This window comes from Alkalihalophilus pseudofirmus (assembly GCF_029094545.1).
In the GTDB taxonomy this organism is placed as follows: domain Bacteria; phylum Bacillota; class Bacilli; order Bacillales; family Bacillaceae_D; genus Alkalihalophilus; species Alkalihalophilus pseudofirmus.
Genome location: NZ_CP117835.1, coordinates 3,104,386 through 3,119,576, shown reverse-complemented (window position 1 = coordinate 3,119,576; position 15,191 = coordinate 3,104,386). Strand labels below are relative to the sequence as shown.

The window sequence follows — 15,191 nt, the reverse complement described above, 5'->3', positions numbered from 1 at the left end:
GTATGTGTGCAAGCTGCTTTTAGACATTCTACCGTAGCGCTTCTTAGGTTTTGTACATAGAATAGTATATGATTTAGTAAGAGTGGAAAAGCTGATATTGACGAATGAATAACAAACAAGCTAAAATAGATGAGAATTGTCCTACGGGAATATACAATTAAGTTAACCACATGAGTTAACCTATACAGTTAACCATACAGTTGAAAATAGATGCGTAGAATGGGAAGAGTAAATTCTGAACCTTTCAGAGAGAGAAATCATTAGCTGTGAGATTTCTTAAGATGTAGGAATTGAATGTCGCCCAGGAGCAGCCCCGCTGAACGATTAGTAAGCGTGGTCGGTTAGATGCCGTTATCAAATGAAGTGTGCAGCCGCACTGCTTACTATTGAAGTAGGTTAAATGGCAGCTGCAAACAAAGGTGGTACCGCGAATACAAACTCTCTTCGTCCTTTGGAGGAAGAGGGTTTTTTCTATTTTCATAAAGATGGATGAATAAGTTAGAGCAAAGAAAGAGGGATACTTAATGGAGAAAAAAGAGCTGACAATGCCTACAAAGTATAATCCGCAAGAAACGGAATCAAAGTGGTATTCATATTGGCTAGAGGGCAAGTATTTTGAAGCAACTGGAGATTCAAAAAAACAACCGTATTCGATCGTTATTCCACCGCCTAACGTAACAGGAAAATTACATTTAGGCCATGCATGGGATACGACGTTGCAAGACATTCTTTCTCGCGTTAAACGAATGCAGGGTTACGATACGTTATGGCTGCCGGGAATGGACCATGCGGGTATTGCGACTCAAGCGAAAGTAGAAGGGAAGCTCCGCGAAGAAGGCGTAAGCCGTTATGACCTTGGCCGTGAAAAGTTTCTTGAAAAGTCGTGGGAGTGGAAAGAAGAGTATGCAGACTTTATTCGCAACCAATGGTCAAAGCTTGGTCTTTCATTAGACTACTCACGCGAGCGCTTTACGCTGGATGAAGGTTTATCAAAAGCAGTTAATGAAGTATTTGTTAAGCTTTATGAAAAAGGCTTAATCTATCGCGGCGAGTATATCATCAACTGGGATCCGCAAACGAAAACAGCACTATCTGATATTGAGGTTATTTACCAAGATGTACAAGGTGCCTTCTATCATATGAATTATCCATTAACAGATGGAAGCGGAGAAATTGAAGTTGCGACGACTCGTCCTGAAACGATGCTTGGTGATACAGCTGTAGCGGTTCACCCTGAAGATGAGCGTTACAAGCACTTAATTGGAAAAACAGTTACTCTTCCAATTACAGGCCGTGAAATTCCGATTGTTGCAGATGATTATGTCGATATGGAATTTGGTTCTGGTGCGGTGAAAATCACTCCAGCTCATGACCCGAATGACTTTGAAATTGGAAACCGTCATAATCTAGAGCGCATTCTTGTGATGAATGAAGATGGAACAATGAATGCGAAAGCTGGAAAATATGATGGCATGGACCGCTTTGCATGCCGTAAGCAAATCGTTAAAGATCTTCAAGAGACAGGCGTTCTTTTCAAAATTGAAGAGCATACTCATTCAGTTGGACACTCTGAGCGAAGCGGCGCAGTAGTAGAGCCTTACCTATCAACACAGTGGTTTGTAAAAATGCAGCCTCTTGCTGATGCAGCAATCGAACTGCAAAAATCAGAGGATAAAGTGAATTTTGTTCCAGATCGCTTTGAGAAAACATATTTACGCTGGATGGAGAACATTCGTGACTGGTGCATCTCTCGTCAGCTATGGTGGGGACACCGTATTCCAGCTTGGTATCATAAAGAAACAGGCGAAGTATATGTAGGTCACGAAGCTCCAAAAGATCCTGAAAACTGGAAGCAAGATGAGGATGTACTAGATACATGGTTCTCGTCTGCATTATGGCCGTTTTCAACAATGGGCTGGCCGGATACAAACGCTGCTGACTATGAGCGTTTCTATACAACGAATGTCCTTGTAACCGGCTATGATATTATTTTCTTCTGGGTATCACGTATGATCTTCCAAGGTCTTGAGTTCACAGGCAAGCGTCCGTTTAATGATGTATTAATTCATGGTCTTGTTCGAGATTCAGAAGGCCGTAAGATGAGTAAATCATTAGGCAACGGCGTTGATCCAATGGATGTTATCGACAAATACGGTGCAGATGCCCTGCGTTTCTTCCTTTCTACAGGAAGTTCCCCGGGAAATGACTTACGTTTTTACTGGGAAAAAGTCGAATCAACTTGGAACTTCGGCAATAAAATCTGGAATGCTTCACGCTTTGCCCTAATGAATATGGACGGGTTAACGTATGATGAGATCGATCTAAGCGGTGAAAAATCAATTGCTGATAAATGGATCTTAACTCGTCTTCAAGAAACGACAGAAGATGTGACACGCTTAATTGATGCTTATGAGTTCGGTGAAGTAGGACGTCTATTGTATAACTTCATTTGGGATGATTTCTGTGATTGGTATATTGAAATGGCTAAATTACCTCTTAATAGTGATAATGAAGAAGCAAAACGGACAACGCGTTCTGTTCTCGCTTATGTGCTTGATCAGACAATGCGACTTCTTCACCCGATTATGCCATTTATTACCGAGGAAATATGGCAGCATTTGCCGCATCAAGGCGATTCCATCACTGTTGCAGAATGGCCTGTGCGTAAAGAAGAATATATCTTCGCAGATGCAGTAAAAGATATGGAGCTTCTTAAAGAAATGATCCGCTCGGTTCGTAATACTCGTGCAGAATTAAATGTACCAATGAGTAAGCAAATTGAGCTGATTGTCAGTGCAAAGGATGCAGATACACTGGCTCAACTAGAACGTGGCAAGAGCTACATTGAGAAATTCTGTAACCCAAGCAAGCTTGAATTAGGTACAGCCCTTAAAGCTCCTGAAAAATCAATGTCTCAAGTTCTGACAGGTGTTGAATTATTCCTTCCATTAGCAGGACTCTTAGACCTTGATGCTGAGATTAAGCGTTTAGAAGGAGAATTGAAGAAATTAGATAAAGAAGTAGAGCGTGTAGATAAGAAGCTAAGCAACCAAGGCTTTATTGCTAAAGCTCCTGAAAAAGTAATTGAAGAAGAAAAAGCAAAACAAGCAGATTACAAAGCGAAACGCGAAACCGTTAAAGAGCGTATCGCAGAATTAAAAGCATAATTATCGAGTCGTCGATCTCATAGAGGTTGGCGGCTTTTTTTATTTCTCAGTTAAGACGGGAGGTAATTATTAGATAATAGATGCAGTTATTGAATTGGTAGAGGACTCATCGCTATAATGAGAGATAGTAGATTGATCGCGCACAGACAGATAGGGGAGTTGTAGCATGAGAAATGTAGAAGAGGCTATAGAATGGATTCATAGCTTGCTGCCTTTTGGAATAAAGCCAGGCTTAAAGCGGATGGAGTGGATGCTTGCGCGTCTCGGACATCCAGAGCGAGAGTTAAAGACGATTCATATCGGAGGAACAAACGGGAAAGGATCGACCGTAAGCTATCTTCGTCATATGTTAGAAGCAAGCAGCTATAAAGTCGGTACCTTTACTTCACCATATATTGAATGTTTTGAAGAACGGATTTCTGTTAATGGCGAGCCGATCCCAGGCGATGACTTGCTTGAGTGTGTTAGTAAAGTGAAGCCGCTTGTAGAAGAGCTTGAGAAAACCGAACTAGGTTCTCCAACAGAGTTTGAAGTGATTACGACCATCGGCTTTTTATACTTCGCAACAGTAAGCAAGCCGGATTTCGTGTTAGTAGAAGTAGGGCTTGGAGGCAGGCTTGATTCTACCAATGTGATTGATCCTTTGCTATCCATCATTACATCCATTGGTCATGATCATATGCATATTTTGGGTGATTCTCTTGAGGATATTGCATTTGAGAAGGCTGGGATTATAAAGTACGGCAAACCGGTTATTTCTGGTGTCAGTCAACCAGAGGCAAAACAAGTACTGAAAGAAAAAGCGGCGGAGGAGAAGGCTGCGCTGAAACAGTTGAATGAGGACTTTGAACAAGTGCTTATTACACGAAATGCAACAAGTCAGATGTTCTCATTTTATTCGCAACGTCAATCATTTTATACATGTACGATTCAGATGGCTGGCAATCACCAACGCAATAATGCCGCACTCGCACTTGAAGCAATGATTACGCTAGGAGAGCTGGGAGTTATTGAACTCGATACAGACCTCGTATTAAAGGGGCTGAAAAACGCAAGCTGGGCTGGACGGTTTGAAGTCATCAACAAGGAGCCGGTCATCATTCTTGATGGAGCTCATAATGAAGAAGGAATGAGCGCACTAGCTGAAACGCTTCTTTCTCATTATCCCAAAAAGCATTATAAACTCATCATGGCTGCGACGAAAGAAAAGGATATGGAAAAGCTGCTCGCTCCTTTTGAGACAATGAATGCAGATTTCACGTTTACAACCTTTGATTTCTTCAGAGCCGCTTCTGAGCGTGAGTTATATGAACAAGCATTAGTACCGCATAAGAGGATGTCTGTTTCATGGAGTGAAGCGATAAAGGATGCTGTTGGAAATATAAATGATAATGAAATCATTATCATATCAGGTTCGCTGTACTTTGTATCAGATGTGAGAAGGTGGCTGAAGGAATCATCTGCTTTATCTCCGAATTTAGTAGAAAATAAGTAGAGTGTAGAGAATCTCATTTCTATAATAAGAAATGGGATTCTTTTATTTTTAGGGAGAATTTGACTCTTTTATGATCATTTCGTTCTTTTTCAATTTTTTTCTTGCTTGGTCTCAGTTGATCTACTATCATCAACTTAAGGAGATGAAGTGACTATCATACTATGATGATAGTCAGTTTTTTATAGAATGATGGAATGAAAAGGGAAGTCATTTGATTGAGAAGGAGACGTTAACTCGTATGTATCCGATCGTAATGTTAGTAGCAGGTATGATACTGCTCGTTATTTTTTTCTGGAGGGTCCCTTTTAACCTTTCAATAAAGCAGCGCGTTCAAGTGATTATGATTTCCAGTTTACTGGTTGGTTTAACGCTTTTACTCGCTGCTCTTTATACATGGATGATTGCTGCGTTAGCTTTTATGGGACTGCTTTTGTTGTTTATTGTCGTATTAGGAAAGCAATTTGAGATAGACGAATGGGAAGAGGAGCAAATGGAAGAAACGGAAGGTCACTCTGAAGAGGGAGAGCCAGTCTTTTCTTTTAGTACGGTTCCTGAAAAAAAGCTTTCAGAAACCGAATTAGCAGCTATGTTAGAAGAGGTCGGACAAGAACAACCACTACCTTCTAATGAATCAGAAGAAAACCAACCAATCACGCAATCAGAAGAGACATCTATGGAAGAATCTACAATGGCTCTTGACGAAAAAGGAGATGTAGAAGAAGACGAATTTGATTTCTTTGAACATCGCCCCAAAAGTTTATTGACTGAAGAAGAAACCGATTCGATTGAAGAGGACGAGGATCTAGGTATAAGCAGATTAGGTCTTGCTTCATCTATGGAAGAAAGCCATGAAGAGAGTAATGATTATGATCTACCGATACGAGTGGCACCAGAGGATGATTGGATGAGTGAAGAATCACCTCTACATAGAGATGAAACGAATGAGGAAAATCTTGCAAGCTATGATCAGAAAAATACTGAAGAAGACTTCGTATCGGCGAGACAGCGATTGTTTGAGGAATTAGAAAATGACGATAAAAAGGACTGACGAATGTTGATGCAGCAACCATTCTTGCGCGCTTTTTTGCTTCTAATAGGATCTACTGCTTTTCTTTTTACTGTCACAGTTGGCGGGTCCGCCGTTTTGGGAGACTTGTGGTGGAAGAAGGGGGCTTATGAAACGGGAACGGAAATTGCCGGTGTATCAGTAGTCGGTATGGAGCAAAATGCGGCCAAACAAGTAATAGAAGATGAAGTGAATACGTGGTATGAGCAGGCGAGCCTCTCTTTATATCTATTTGAAGAAACAGCCATCCTGCCGAGTGATGTCATTGAATTTCAAGTCGATCAGGCTCTAACGGAAGCCGCTTCCCACAGGCAGGCAGAGATTTATGCTGTTGTGAATAAACAGCGTTTGCGTGATGCGGTCCAGTCTCTATCCCGCTATCAAATATCCGAGTGGGTAGATTACGATTCCTTAGCTTCATCGATTGAAGAAGAACTTCAGTCGATGAAGGAGAAGCGAGTGTCATTTGAATTAAGCAGACATTTTGAACAAGCTTTTCAATTAGAAGAGGTGAGTGTCGCATCCGTGCAGCTTTCTCAGTTGGAATCTACGTATCTGCCGCAATGGACAGAGGCATTAAACGGCTATGAAGTAAGCGGGAGAAGTGTATTTTCTGTGCAAGAAACGCTCAGAGAACTGCGGCAGCCTTTAGTTGATAGTCAAGGACTCGATATGCTGGCAGCTGCCCTGTTTCAATTGTTTGGCCAGACGAATATTCAAGTCGTTGAACGTCATACGGGGCTGACTTTGCCGGATTACACCGAAGCAGGCTACGCAGCAAGTGTGTCGGCTCAATCGATGGATCTTAAAGTATACAACCCTAACTACTATGATTACGTATTGCAAACTAGCTACGATAACAGTCAACTATCAATTGAGTTAATTGGAAAATCATTTATCCATGATTATCAGCTGTTACTAGAGCAGCAAGAGGAAATCGCTCCGCGTACAATCGTTCAATTCTCACCTGACCGCCACATTGGGGATAAAGAGGTCATAAGTGAGGGCGCACCAGGATATTCTGTTCATGTGTATCACATCGAACGCTCGCTAGAAGGCGACGTCATCATGAAAAAGAAAATCGGCATTGATTACTACCCGCCTCAGCACAAAATTGAAGAGTGGAGTTTACAAGAAACGCCTGTTGATGAAGAGCCGGTTGAGAACAGTAACCCAGCTATTCCGTCGTCTGTCATATACCCATTACCGCCAGGAGGAGATGCAGTCATAACACCTGTACCGCCGGGAGATAATGGTTCGGGTGAGCCATACCCGCCATCTGATAGACCAAGCAGCGGAAATGAGGGTGGAAATGGGTCTGAGAATAACAATGGAAATGGAAATGGAAATGGAAATAGCAATGGGAACAGCGGTGGAAGCGGGATTGAAAATGGAAATGGAAACGATACAAACAAAACCCCGGGGCAGTCTGATAACGGAACTTCCCACGATGGGAATGGTGAGTCGGAGAAGCCTAAAGTGAAGGGTGAAGAATAGAGGTGAAGAGAGATGGCTCGGGTACGTAAACGGATAGGGGATTTATTAGTGGATGCCGGCATTTTAACAAGCGAGCAGTTAAAGCAGGCGCTTGGGAGTAAGAAGCCAGGGCAGAAATTAGGTGATGCCCTTTTAGAATTAAATTATATATCAGAATCACAGCTGATTGAAGCACTTGAGGTTCAGCTTGGCATCAAACATGTCAGCCTTTTTCGTTACCCAATTGATACATCATTGATGAAAATGGTGCCAAAAGAATTTGCGATGAGAAATCAATTGATCCCGCTAAAAAAAGAAGGAAACATGATGTATGTCGCGATGGTCGATCCGATGGACTACTATGCGATAGATGATCTGAGAATGTCGACAGGGTTTCAAATTGAGGCGGCTATTGCGACAAAAGATGAGGTTGAACAAGCGATCGAACGCCATTATCAATTAGACGATGCATTTTTGCAGGCGGAACTCGATGAAAAGGATCTAGAGGCGCTTGCAAATGCGAATCCGGCTGATGCAGATGAGGAAGATGCTCCGGTCATAAAGCTCGTTAATCAAATTTTACAAGCGGGTCTCGTTCAAAAAGCGAGTGATATTCATATTGATCCAATGGAGAAGAAAATAGTCATTCGCTACCGTGTGGACGGGGTGTTAAAAACAGAGCGGGTGTATCCAAAACGGATTCAAAATTCACTTGTAGCCCGTTTGAAAATCATGGCGAATTTAAATATTACAGAAGTCCGCCTCCCGCAAGACGGCCGGATTAAAACATCAATACAAATGACACCGATTGATTTGCGGATCTCAACGCTGCCTACCGTTTACGGAGAAAAGGTCGTGATCCGGATTTTAGACCTTGGCAGTACGCTGAATAAGCTGTCACAACTCGGCTTTAATAAAATTAATCATCAACGGTTCCTTAAAATGATTGAACAGCCGTCGGGTCTTATTTTAATTACGGGTCCTACTGGGTCTGGTAAATCATCTACACTGTATGCAGCACTTAACCACGTACACTCAGAGCAAGTGAATATTATTACGATTGAAGACCCGGTTGAATATCAAATTGAGGGCATCAATCAAGTGCAGGTGAACGCTCAAGTAGGGCTGACATTTGCTGCCGGCCTGCGATCGGTATTAAGGCAAGACCCTAATATCGTTATGGTTGGGGAAATCCGTGATACGGAAACCGCTGAAATAGCAATCCGAGCTTCTCTGACGGGACATCTCGTATTAAGCACACTTCATACAAACAGCGCGATTGCAACGATTCCTCGTCTGATTGATATGGGGATCGAGCCGTATTTAGTCGTCTCTTCGTTATCTGGTATTGTAGCGCAGCGTCTTGTGAGAAAAATATGTCCGCTGTGTGCAGAAGAATTTGAGCCGACAGAAATGGAGCGGAATTTGTTTGAAAAACGCGGCATCAAACCTTCTAAAGTAAAAAGAGGGAGCGGCTGTCCGTCTTGTAATGCGACAGGCTATAAAGGAAGACTGGCAATTCAGGAAGTATTAATGGTAACCGATGATATTCGTCAAATGATGATGAACAACAAATCAATGAGCACGATCCGTGATTATGCAATGAAACAAGGGATGATCTTCTTAATAGATGATGGTTTGTTCAAAGTAAAGCAGGGGTTAACGACAATCGAAGAAGTACTGCGTGTGGCAATGGATGAGTAAAGGAGAGATATGAGGAGTGATAAGATGAAAGAAAAGCTGGAATCTTTACTAATTGAAGCGTTTGAAATGGGTGCCTCAGACATTCACCTGACGGTTGGGGTGCCGCCTGTCATCCGTATAAACGGGGAACTTGCTCATCACGGAGAAACCGTGTTAAAGCCGGCTGACACGGAGGGAATGGCACGTGCGATTTTATCGGAAAATCTGTGGAAGGTGTTCCAAAAGCGGGGAGAGCTTGACTTCTCACACGGCATTCCGAAAGTGTCGCGTTTTCGTGTGAATGCCTACTTCCAGCGCTCCTGTGTATGTCTTGCGATCCGAGTTGTGCCGACGAAAATTCCTACACTCGATGATCTTTCGATGCCTGAAGTGTTAAAAGAGATTGCCCAAAAACCTCAAGGACTAGTGCTTGTAACAGGTCCGACCGGTAGCGGGAAGTCGACCACTCTGGCTGCAATGATTAATGAGATCAATGAACAATCAAATAAACATATTATTACGCTTGAGGACCCGATTGAGTATTTACATAAGCATAAACGCTCGATTATAAATCAGCGTGAAGTGGGATTTGATACGCAAAACTTTGCAAACGGGCTAAGAGGCTGCTTAAGGCAGGACCCTGATATTATTTTAGTAGGGGAAATGCGTGATTTAGAGACAATCTCGATTGCAATCACGGCAGCAGAAACAGGACATCTTGTATTAGGGACATTGCATACAACGGATGCCCCGGCAACGATTGACCGTGTAATCGATGTGTTCCCGCCAGAGCAGCAGCCGCAAGTCCGCATTCAGCTAGCTTCCGTCTTAGGAGCCGTTATCTCTCAGCGGTTATTTAAAACAGCAGATGGAAAAGGAAGACGAGCGGCAACGGAAATCCTAGTGAATAATGCAGCTGTGAAAAACCTTATCCGCAACGAGAAAATCCACCAAATACCCAGCGTGATGCAGACGAGCCGTGCAAGCGGGATGCATACGCTTGAGATGTCAATTAAAGAATTAGTCGACTCAGGTGCGGTGGAGTATGAAACAGTTAGCGCGTACGTAAGTGAAAGTGGGATGTAAATGGGCGTTTATAAATATTCAGGACGTGACCGGCGAGGACATGTGAAGAAAGGAAAAGTGAAGGCTCCTTCAGAAAAGCAGGCTCGTCTCATCCTGAGAGAAGACGGGGTAGCTGTGAGAGAGCTGAATGAATCCAAAAGTATTCTCGATATGGAAATCGAGCTAGGTGCGGGCGGAGTGCGCTCACAAGATTTTGTGATTTATTTAAGGCAGTTTGCGACGCTGTTAAAAGCGGGGATCTCAGTGGTTGATGCTACTGTAATCTTGCGTGAGCAGACGTCTTCTAAAAAACTTAAAGCAGCCCTACATGATGTAGAGGACGAATTACGTGCGGGGAATCCGTTTTCACAAGCGGCTGAAAATCAAAAGAAAGTGTTCCCGCCGTTATTTGTAAATATGGCCAAAGCAGGCGAGCTTGGCGGTAATTTAGATGATATCCTAGAGCGGCTTGCGAGCTATTATGAGAAACAGCATAAAACAAAACAGAAAGTGATGTCTGCAATGTCGTACCCGATTGTGGTCGGTTTTGTGGCGATCATCATTGTGATCTTTCTATTATCCTATGTCGTCCCAACATTTGCTGATATGTTCGCAAGCTTTAATGCCGAGCTGCCGATGATTACAGTGCTTGTGCTTCAGGCAGGAGAGATATTCAGCAGACTATGGTGGCTTCTGCCGCTGGCCGTTATTTTAGTTATCGTGCTGTTGAAAATCGTGAATGACCGAGCGGAGCTTAGGTATTATCGCGATCTGTTTATTCTGCGGATGCCGATTTTCGGAAAGCTGCTGCAAAAAGCAGCGCTCGCGCGAATGACAAGAACATTAAGCTCGCTGTTTTCAAGCTCTGTGCCGATATTGCAGTCTGTCTCAATTGTAGAGAGGATTGCTGGAAACGAAGTAATTGCCCGAGTGATCCGCGAATCTCGTAATTCATTAGAACGAGGGGAATCGATTGCAGAACCGATGCATAAGCATTGGGTATTCCCTCCTTTAGTGACGCAAATGATTGCAGTCGGTGAAAAAACAGGGTCACTAGATACGATGCTTGATAAAGTAGCAGATTTCTATGATTCAGAAGTAGAAGCGGGAACAGACCAAATTAAAGCATTAATAGAGCCAGTTATGATTGTCATTTTGGCAGCTGTGGTCGGTGTAATTGTCGCAGCGATAGCAATTCCGATGTTTGAAATATTTGATGCGGTTGGATAGAAAATTTTGCTAGACAAATGAAGGATTTGCCAGTATGATTTCTGTAGAACCAATCTACTAGACATTTATACTTATAAAAGTATACGAATTTCATATGGAACGTGATGAAAAGCTATCTGTACATGGGCACTTGGGTAGTTTGGAGCAGCTAGTGCAACCGGCCAATTTTGTCATGACTACATGCAGGATTGGTTTTTTCTATGTTGCAGAGAGTTACTGAAGACGCGTGAACAGATGAAAAATGAAAAACGGAGGATACGAAGATGATGAAAAGATGGTTGAAACAGACGAAGAATGAAAAAGGCTTAACGTTGGTTGAGCTGTTGGCTGTTGTTGTGATTTTAGGAATTATTGCTGCGATTGCAGTGCCGAGTATTGGAAATATTATTGAGAATAGTAAGAAGGACTCAGCAATATCAAATGCCCAACAAGTGTTGAATGCTGCAAGGTTGTATTCAGCAGGTGGTGGTAATATTGATAGTAGTATTACTTATAATTCTACAACTAATGGAGCTATTGCAGAATATCATGAAGAACTTGTTAACCCTTGGGGGGAGGGGGAAGTAACTTATACTGTTGGTTTTGAGAACAATACTCCAAACATTGCAATGACTTATTCTGGTGGAAAATGTAATATAGGGACTGAAGGAAGTACTTTTGAGGGTCTTAGCTCCCAAGATCTCAGTAGCGACTCTAGAGATAATATTTGTAAAGATGATGAATAATATCAAAAGCCTATCCCCTCGATAGGCTTTTTCACTACACAAATTCAGAAAATCCTTACACCTTAGGAGGCCTTGATGGTTGATTGGTTGTTTATTGGTTATTTATTTGTCTTCGGCCTGACGTTTGGGTCCTTTTTTAATGTGGTTGGGCTGCGTGTGCCGGCGGGGGAATCGATTGTCGCCCCGCGCTCGCATTGTACAACCTGTGACCGTGATTTATCAACGCGGGAGCTGATCCCTGTTTTTTCTTATCTATTTCAAAAGGGGAAGTGCCGCGGCTGTGGAACGAAAATTTCTCCGCTTTACCCGATTGTAGAACTCGTGACCGGGTTGTCGTTCAGCGGGGCTTACGTGTTGCTTGGCTGGTCGTATGAATTAATTGTGGCTCTTTTACTTATTTCGCTCCTTGCTATTATTTTTGTCAGCGATATCCGCTACATGTTAATTCCAGATAAAATCCTATTATTTTTTACGCCGCTCTTCCTGCTTTTACGTTTGGCGGTAGCACCGCTTGATCCATGGTGGTCTAGTCTTGTGGGGGCGGCTGTTGGATTTGGGTTGCTGCTCCTTATTGCGGTGATCAGCAGAGGCGGAATGGGTGGCGGAGACATTAAGCTGTTTGCTGTGCTTGGACTTGTTCTTGGCTGGCATGATGTGCTGCTTGCCTTTTTCTTTTCATGCTTATATGGAACAATCATTGCTGGTATCGGGATGGCAGCTGGAAAAGTAAAACGCAAAAAGCCGATTCCATTTGGCCCTTTTATCGTACTAGGAGCACTAACGGCATATTTTTATGGAAATTCTCTAGTCCAATGGTACATAGGTCTATTCTTATAGTAAACTACGTATAAGAAGTTATTTTTAAAGAGAAATGGTGAATAAAAGATGAACCTTTTTCAACAACCGAACCAAAAGCGGCATGCCTTTATTATTAAAGATCATGTTATTCGATATATAGGAAGCAAGCAGCCAGATCTCTTGCAAATCTCTCAAATAAAAGAGCGCTACTTGCCTGTTGGGATTGTCGTTAACGGCCAAATTGAAGACATGACGACCTTTGTGACGATTTTGGCTGAATGTGTGGAGGAATGGAAGCTTAAAAGACAACGGATACAATTTTGCCTGCCGCAGCAGCATACGATTATTCGCACCCACTTTATCGATGGGACAATTCCCGATGAAGAAGTGAAAGGGCAGCTTTATTTAGATTTAGGAGAGAGCCTTTTGCTGCCGTTTGATGATCCGATTTTTGACTTTAAAGTAATTGGGATGCGTGACGGTCAAAAGGAAGTACTGCTCTTTGCTTCGAGAGAATCCGTTCTTAATCAATACATAGATGCCTTTTCTGAAGTCCATTTGAAACCGAATGCAGCTGATCTTTCAACGCTTTCAGCTTACCGATTGTTTTTTGAAAATGGACAAGTTGAGACGGGAGCCTATGTTATTCAAGTGCAGATTGACGCAATGGTCACAACGATTACTATTTTTAAAGGTCATCATCCTTTATTTTTAAGCACGATTCTCTCAGAACTTGACCAGGAAGGCTGGTCTTTAACAGGTGAAGGGGATGTGACCCGTCTAGCATGGACAAAGGAAGAGGAAGAAATGGAAGAAGCCATTGAAGAATGTGTCCGTGAAGTAGAAAAAGTAATGAATTTCTATCAGTTTAATGTGTTAAAAGGCGAGGGAGAAATGGGCCAAATGCTGCTTTGTGGCGATCATCCTTATCTCTCTCAATTTGAGGCAGCGTTTAGTGATCGGCTCATGCTTGAAATTACTGGCTTGTCTGAGCAAACGAAAAATGATGCGCCGGTAAGGTACTATGATGCCCAAGGCCTTGTGTTGAAAAAAGAGGTGTATCGTTAATGCTCGTTGAAGTAAATTTATTACCCGAAAAGCCTAAAAAAAATTATACGAGTATTTTATATGCAGGGGCCTTTTTATTTCTATTGCTTTTAGCGGTGTTAACGACGTTCTTATTCCAGCGCCATCTGACACAAGAGGTGCAGGTGGTAAATGACCAAGTCTACAACGTTCAGCTGGAGTCTGCTCAAATAAGGCAGGAGCTGACAGGGCTTGAATGGACAGATGCTAAGCAGATTGAGACGGCAGCTGCCGCTGTTGAGGGGCAGATCATCCCCGCATCCTCTGTCGCGAGCTACATCGTATCTCTATTGCCTGAGCGCGGTTTCATTCAATATTTCACTTACACACAGCCGCATTCCATTCTAGTGGGTGTGCATTTTGATAGATTAGAAGAAATTGCCCAGTACCATGAAGCTTTAGAGAGCAGTTCACTTACAACATCAGTACGACTCTCTGTCATTGACAGCCATGAAATGCTGGACGATGAGCAGCATGATATAAACTTTGATGAAGTGAAATCACGGTACCTTGCAAGCTTTGAATTAACTTTAGACCGAGATGAAGGTCGATCTTTAGGTGATGAACAATGAGAGAAATACGGCTGGATAAACGAATATGGATTTCTCTTTGCAGTTTGCTGTTAATCGGCTTTCTTATCTGGCTGTTTTTTAGTTTTATCCGTCCTGTGCAGCTAGAAAAAGAAGCGGCCCTGGTGGAGCTTGAATATGAACAGGCGCAGTTAGCTGGCGTGATTGAAGAGGCAGAAGAGGAACCGTTAGAAGTGATTGAATCCTCGATGATGGTGCAGCGTAAGCTTCCGGTGCGTCCGCTTGTTGACCAGCTATTATTGACCTTTGCGAGAGCAGAAGGAATTGCTGATGCTTATATCCTCTCTATCGACATACAAGATGAAGCAGAAGGAGTCTGGTTTGGCGAGACGGGGGAGACATCTATTGAGGTTGAGCAGGGGATTGCACAAGATAATGAGCCAGAAGAGTTAGAGGACTTGATTGAGGTTGAGGAGGAAGAAGAACCTGTACCATCAGCACCTCCTGCAGCTGCCTCGTCAGTAGAAGGGCTGGAAGTGATTCGTTTTGTGCTTCGCGTTCGAACAAATGAATATGCAGGGCTAGCACGATTTGCTGAAGAACTAGATCGTAATGATCGATTAATGAGCATTGATTCGATTACGTATGCAGCCCCAAGTGAGCGAGTGTTAGTCGAAGATGAGCAGGAAGCGCTTGAATTTTTGATGACGGTATCGGCTTTTTATTATCCATTAGATGAGCCTGATTTAGAGCAAGAACTTCCGCAAGTTGATTATCAAAGACCGGCTAATAAGAGTTCGCCATTATACAACCAGTAGACGAAGACATCCTTTTCTTCGTCTCTTTTTTTAGTTAGTTTATTCTAGTTTT

General features: G+C 42.7%; 12 protein-coding genes, 1 riboswitch and 1 other annotated feature. All 12 genes read left to right on the top strand.

The genetic code is table 11. The features are described 5' to 3' along the window. The first annotated feature begins 206 nt into the window (after positions 1-206). Positions 207-455: a binding site (T-box leader), on the top strand. A gap of 69 nt (positions 456-524) precedes the next feature. The 12 genes from PQ478_RS16625 to PQ478_RS16570 all read left to right on the top strand — a co-directional run bounded on the left by PQ478_RS16625 (position 525) and on the right by PQ478_RS16570 (position 15,139). Further along, complete coding sequence (locus tag PQ478_RS16625) at positions 525-3,167, top strand: valine--tRNA ligase (RefSeq protein ID WP_289234907.1); 2,643 nt, start codon at positions 525-527, stop codon at positions 3,165-3,167. Positions 3,168-3,333: 166 nt separating this feature from the next. Next, positions 3,334-4,662: a bifunctional folylpolyglutamate synthase/dihydrofolate synthase gene (locus PQ478_RS16620; protein ID WP_289234906.1), complete on the top strand. Its 1,329-nt coding sequence runs from the start codon at positions 3,334-3,336 to the stop codon at positions 4,660-4,662. A 238-nt stretch (positions 4,663-4,900) separates the two neighbouring features. Continuing rightward, positions 4,901-5,710 carry a hypothetical protein gene (locus tag PQ478_RS16615; protein WP_289234905.1) on the top strand — a complete coding sequence of 270 codons (810 nt, stop codon included), beginning with the start codon at positions 4,901-4,903 and terminating at the stop codon, positions 5,708-5,710. Between the two features lie 3 nt (positions 5,711-5,713). Then, on the top strand, positions 5,714-7,225 hold the full coding sequence (locus tag PQ478_RS16610) for a VanW family protein (protein ID WP_289234904.1): 1,512 nt from the start codon (positions 5,714-5,716) through the stop codon (positions 7,223-7,225). Between the two features lie 12 nt (positions 7,226-7,237). Further along, positions 7,238-8,908, top strand: a complete 1,671-nt coding sequence (locus PQ478_RS16605; RefSeq protein ID WP_289234903.1) for a GspE/PulE family protein — start codon at positions 7,238-7,240, stop codon at positions 8,906-8,908. Between the two features lie 24 nt (positions 8,909-8,932). Beyond that, positions 8,933-9,973 carry a type IV pilus twitching motility protein PilT gene (locus PQ478_RS16600; RefSeq protein ID WP_289234902.1) on the top strand — a complete coding sequence of 347 codons (1,041 nt, stop codon included), beginning with the start codon at positions 8,933-8,935 and terminating at the stop codon, positions 9,971-9,973. Further along, positions 9,974-11,182 carry a type II secretion system F family protein gene (locus tag PQ478_RS16595; RefSeq protein WP_289234901.1) on the top strand — a complete coding sequence of 403 codons (1,209 nt, stop codon included), beginning with the start codon at positions 9,974-9,976 and terminating at the stop codon, positions 11,180-11,182. It begins immediately after the preceding gene. 88 nt (positions 11,183-11,270) lie between these two features. Then, positions 11,271-11,354: riboswitch (cyclic di-GMP riboswitch) on the top strand. A 91-nt stretch (positions 11,355-11,445) separates the two neighbouring features. Next, positions 11,446-11,907 (top strand): type II secretion system protein, encoded by a 462-nt coding sequence (locus tag PQ478_RS16590; RefSeq protein ID WP_289234900.1) that lies wholly within the window; start codon positions 11,446-11,448, stop codon positions 11,905-11,907. Between the two features lie 75 nt (positions 11,908-11,982). Further along, positions 11,983-12,744 carry a prepilin peptidase gene (locus PQ478_RS16585; RefSeq protein WP_289234899.1) on the top strand — a complete coding sequence of 254 codons (762 nt, stop codon included), beginning with the start codon at positions 11,983-11,985 and terminating at the stop codon, positions 12,742-12,744. A 48-nt stretch (positions 12,745-12,792) separates the two neighbouring features. Next, on the top strand, positions 12,793-13,773 hold the full coding sequence (gene pilM / locus PQ478_RS16580) for a type IV pilus biogenesis protein PilM (protein ID WP_289234898.1): 981 nt from the start codon (positions 12,793-12,795) through the stop codon (positions 13,771-13,773). Continuing rightward, positions 13,773-14,363, top strand: coding sequence for a hypothetical protein (locus PQ478_RS16575; protein WP_289234897.1), 591 nt, complete (start codon positions 13,773-13,775; stop codon positions 14,361-14,363). Before pilM ends, PQ478_RS16575 begins: the two co-directional genes overlap by 1 nt. Beyond that, on the top strand, positions 14,360-15,139 hold the full coding sequence (locus tag PQ478_RS16570; RefSeq protein WP_289234896.1) for a hypothetical protein: 780 nt from the start codon (positions 14,360-14,362) through the stop codon (positions 15,137-15,139). Before PQ478_RS16575 ends, PQ478_RS16570 begins: the two co-directional genes overlap by 4 nt. Positions 15,140-15,191: the final 52 nt, after the last annotated feature.

What these genes read in the sequence shown, in the direction of transcription:
- PQ478_RS16620 (WP_289234906.1), top strand. Translation starts at nt 3,334, where the DNA reads ATGAGAAATGTAGAAGAGGCTATAGAATGGATTCATAGCTTGCTGCCT.
- PQ478_RS16605 (WP_289234903.1), top strand. Translation starts at nt 7,238, where the DNA reads ATGGCTCGGGTACGTAAACGGATAGGGGATTTATTAGTGGATGCCGGC.
- PQ478_RS16575 (WP_289234897.1), top strand. Translation starts at nt 13,773, where the DNA reads ATGCTCGTTGAAGTAAATTTATTACCCGAAAAGCCTAAAAAAAATTAT.
- PQ478_RS16600 (WP_289234902.1), top strand. Translation starts at nt 8,933, where the DNA reads ATGAAAGAAAAGCTGGAATCTTTACTAATTGAAGCGTTTGAAATGGGT.
- PQ478_RS16585 (WP_289234899.1), top strand. Translation starts at nt 11,983, where the DNA reads ATGGTTGATTGGTTGTTTATTGGTTATTTATTTGTCTTCGGCCTGACG.
- pilM (WP_289234898.1), top strand. Translation starts at nt 12,793, where the DNA reads ATGAACCTTTTTCAACAACCGAACCAAAAGCGGCATGCCTTTATTATT.
- PQ478_RS16590 (WP_289234900.1), top strand. Translation starts at nt 11,446, where the DNA reads ATGATGAAAAGATGGTTGAAACAGACGAAGAATGAAAAAGGCTTAACG.
- PQ478_RS16595 (WP_289234901.1), top strand. Translation starts at nt 9,974, where the DNA reads ATGGGCGTTTATAAATATTCAGGACGTGACCGGCGAGGACATGTGAAG.
- PQ478_RS16615 (WP_289234905.1), top strand. Translation starts at nt 4,901, where the DNA reads ATGTATCCGATCGTAATGTTAGTAGCAGGTATGATACTGCTCGTTATT.
- PQ478_RS16625 (WP_289234907.1), top strand. Translation starts at nt 525, where the DNA reads ATGGAGAAAAAAGAGCTGACAATGCCTACAAAGTATAATCCGCAAGAA.
- PQ478_RS16570 (WP_289234896.1), top strand. Translation starts at nt 14,360, where the DNA reads ATGAGAGAAATACGGCTGGATAAACGAATATGGATTTCTCTTTGCAGT.
- PQ478_RS16610 (WP_289234904.1), top strand. Translation starts at nt 5,714, where the DNA reads ATGTTGATGCAGCAACCATTCTTGCGCGCTTTTTTGCTTCTAATAGGA.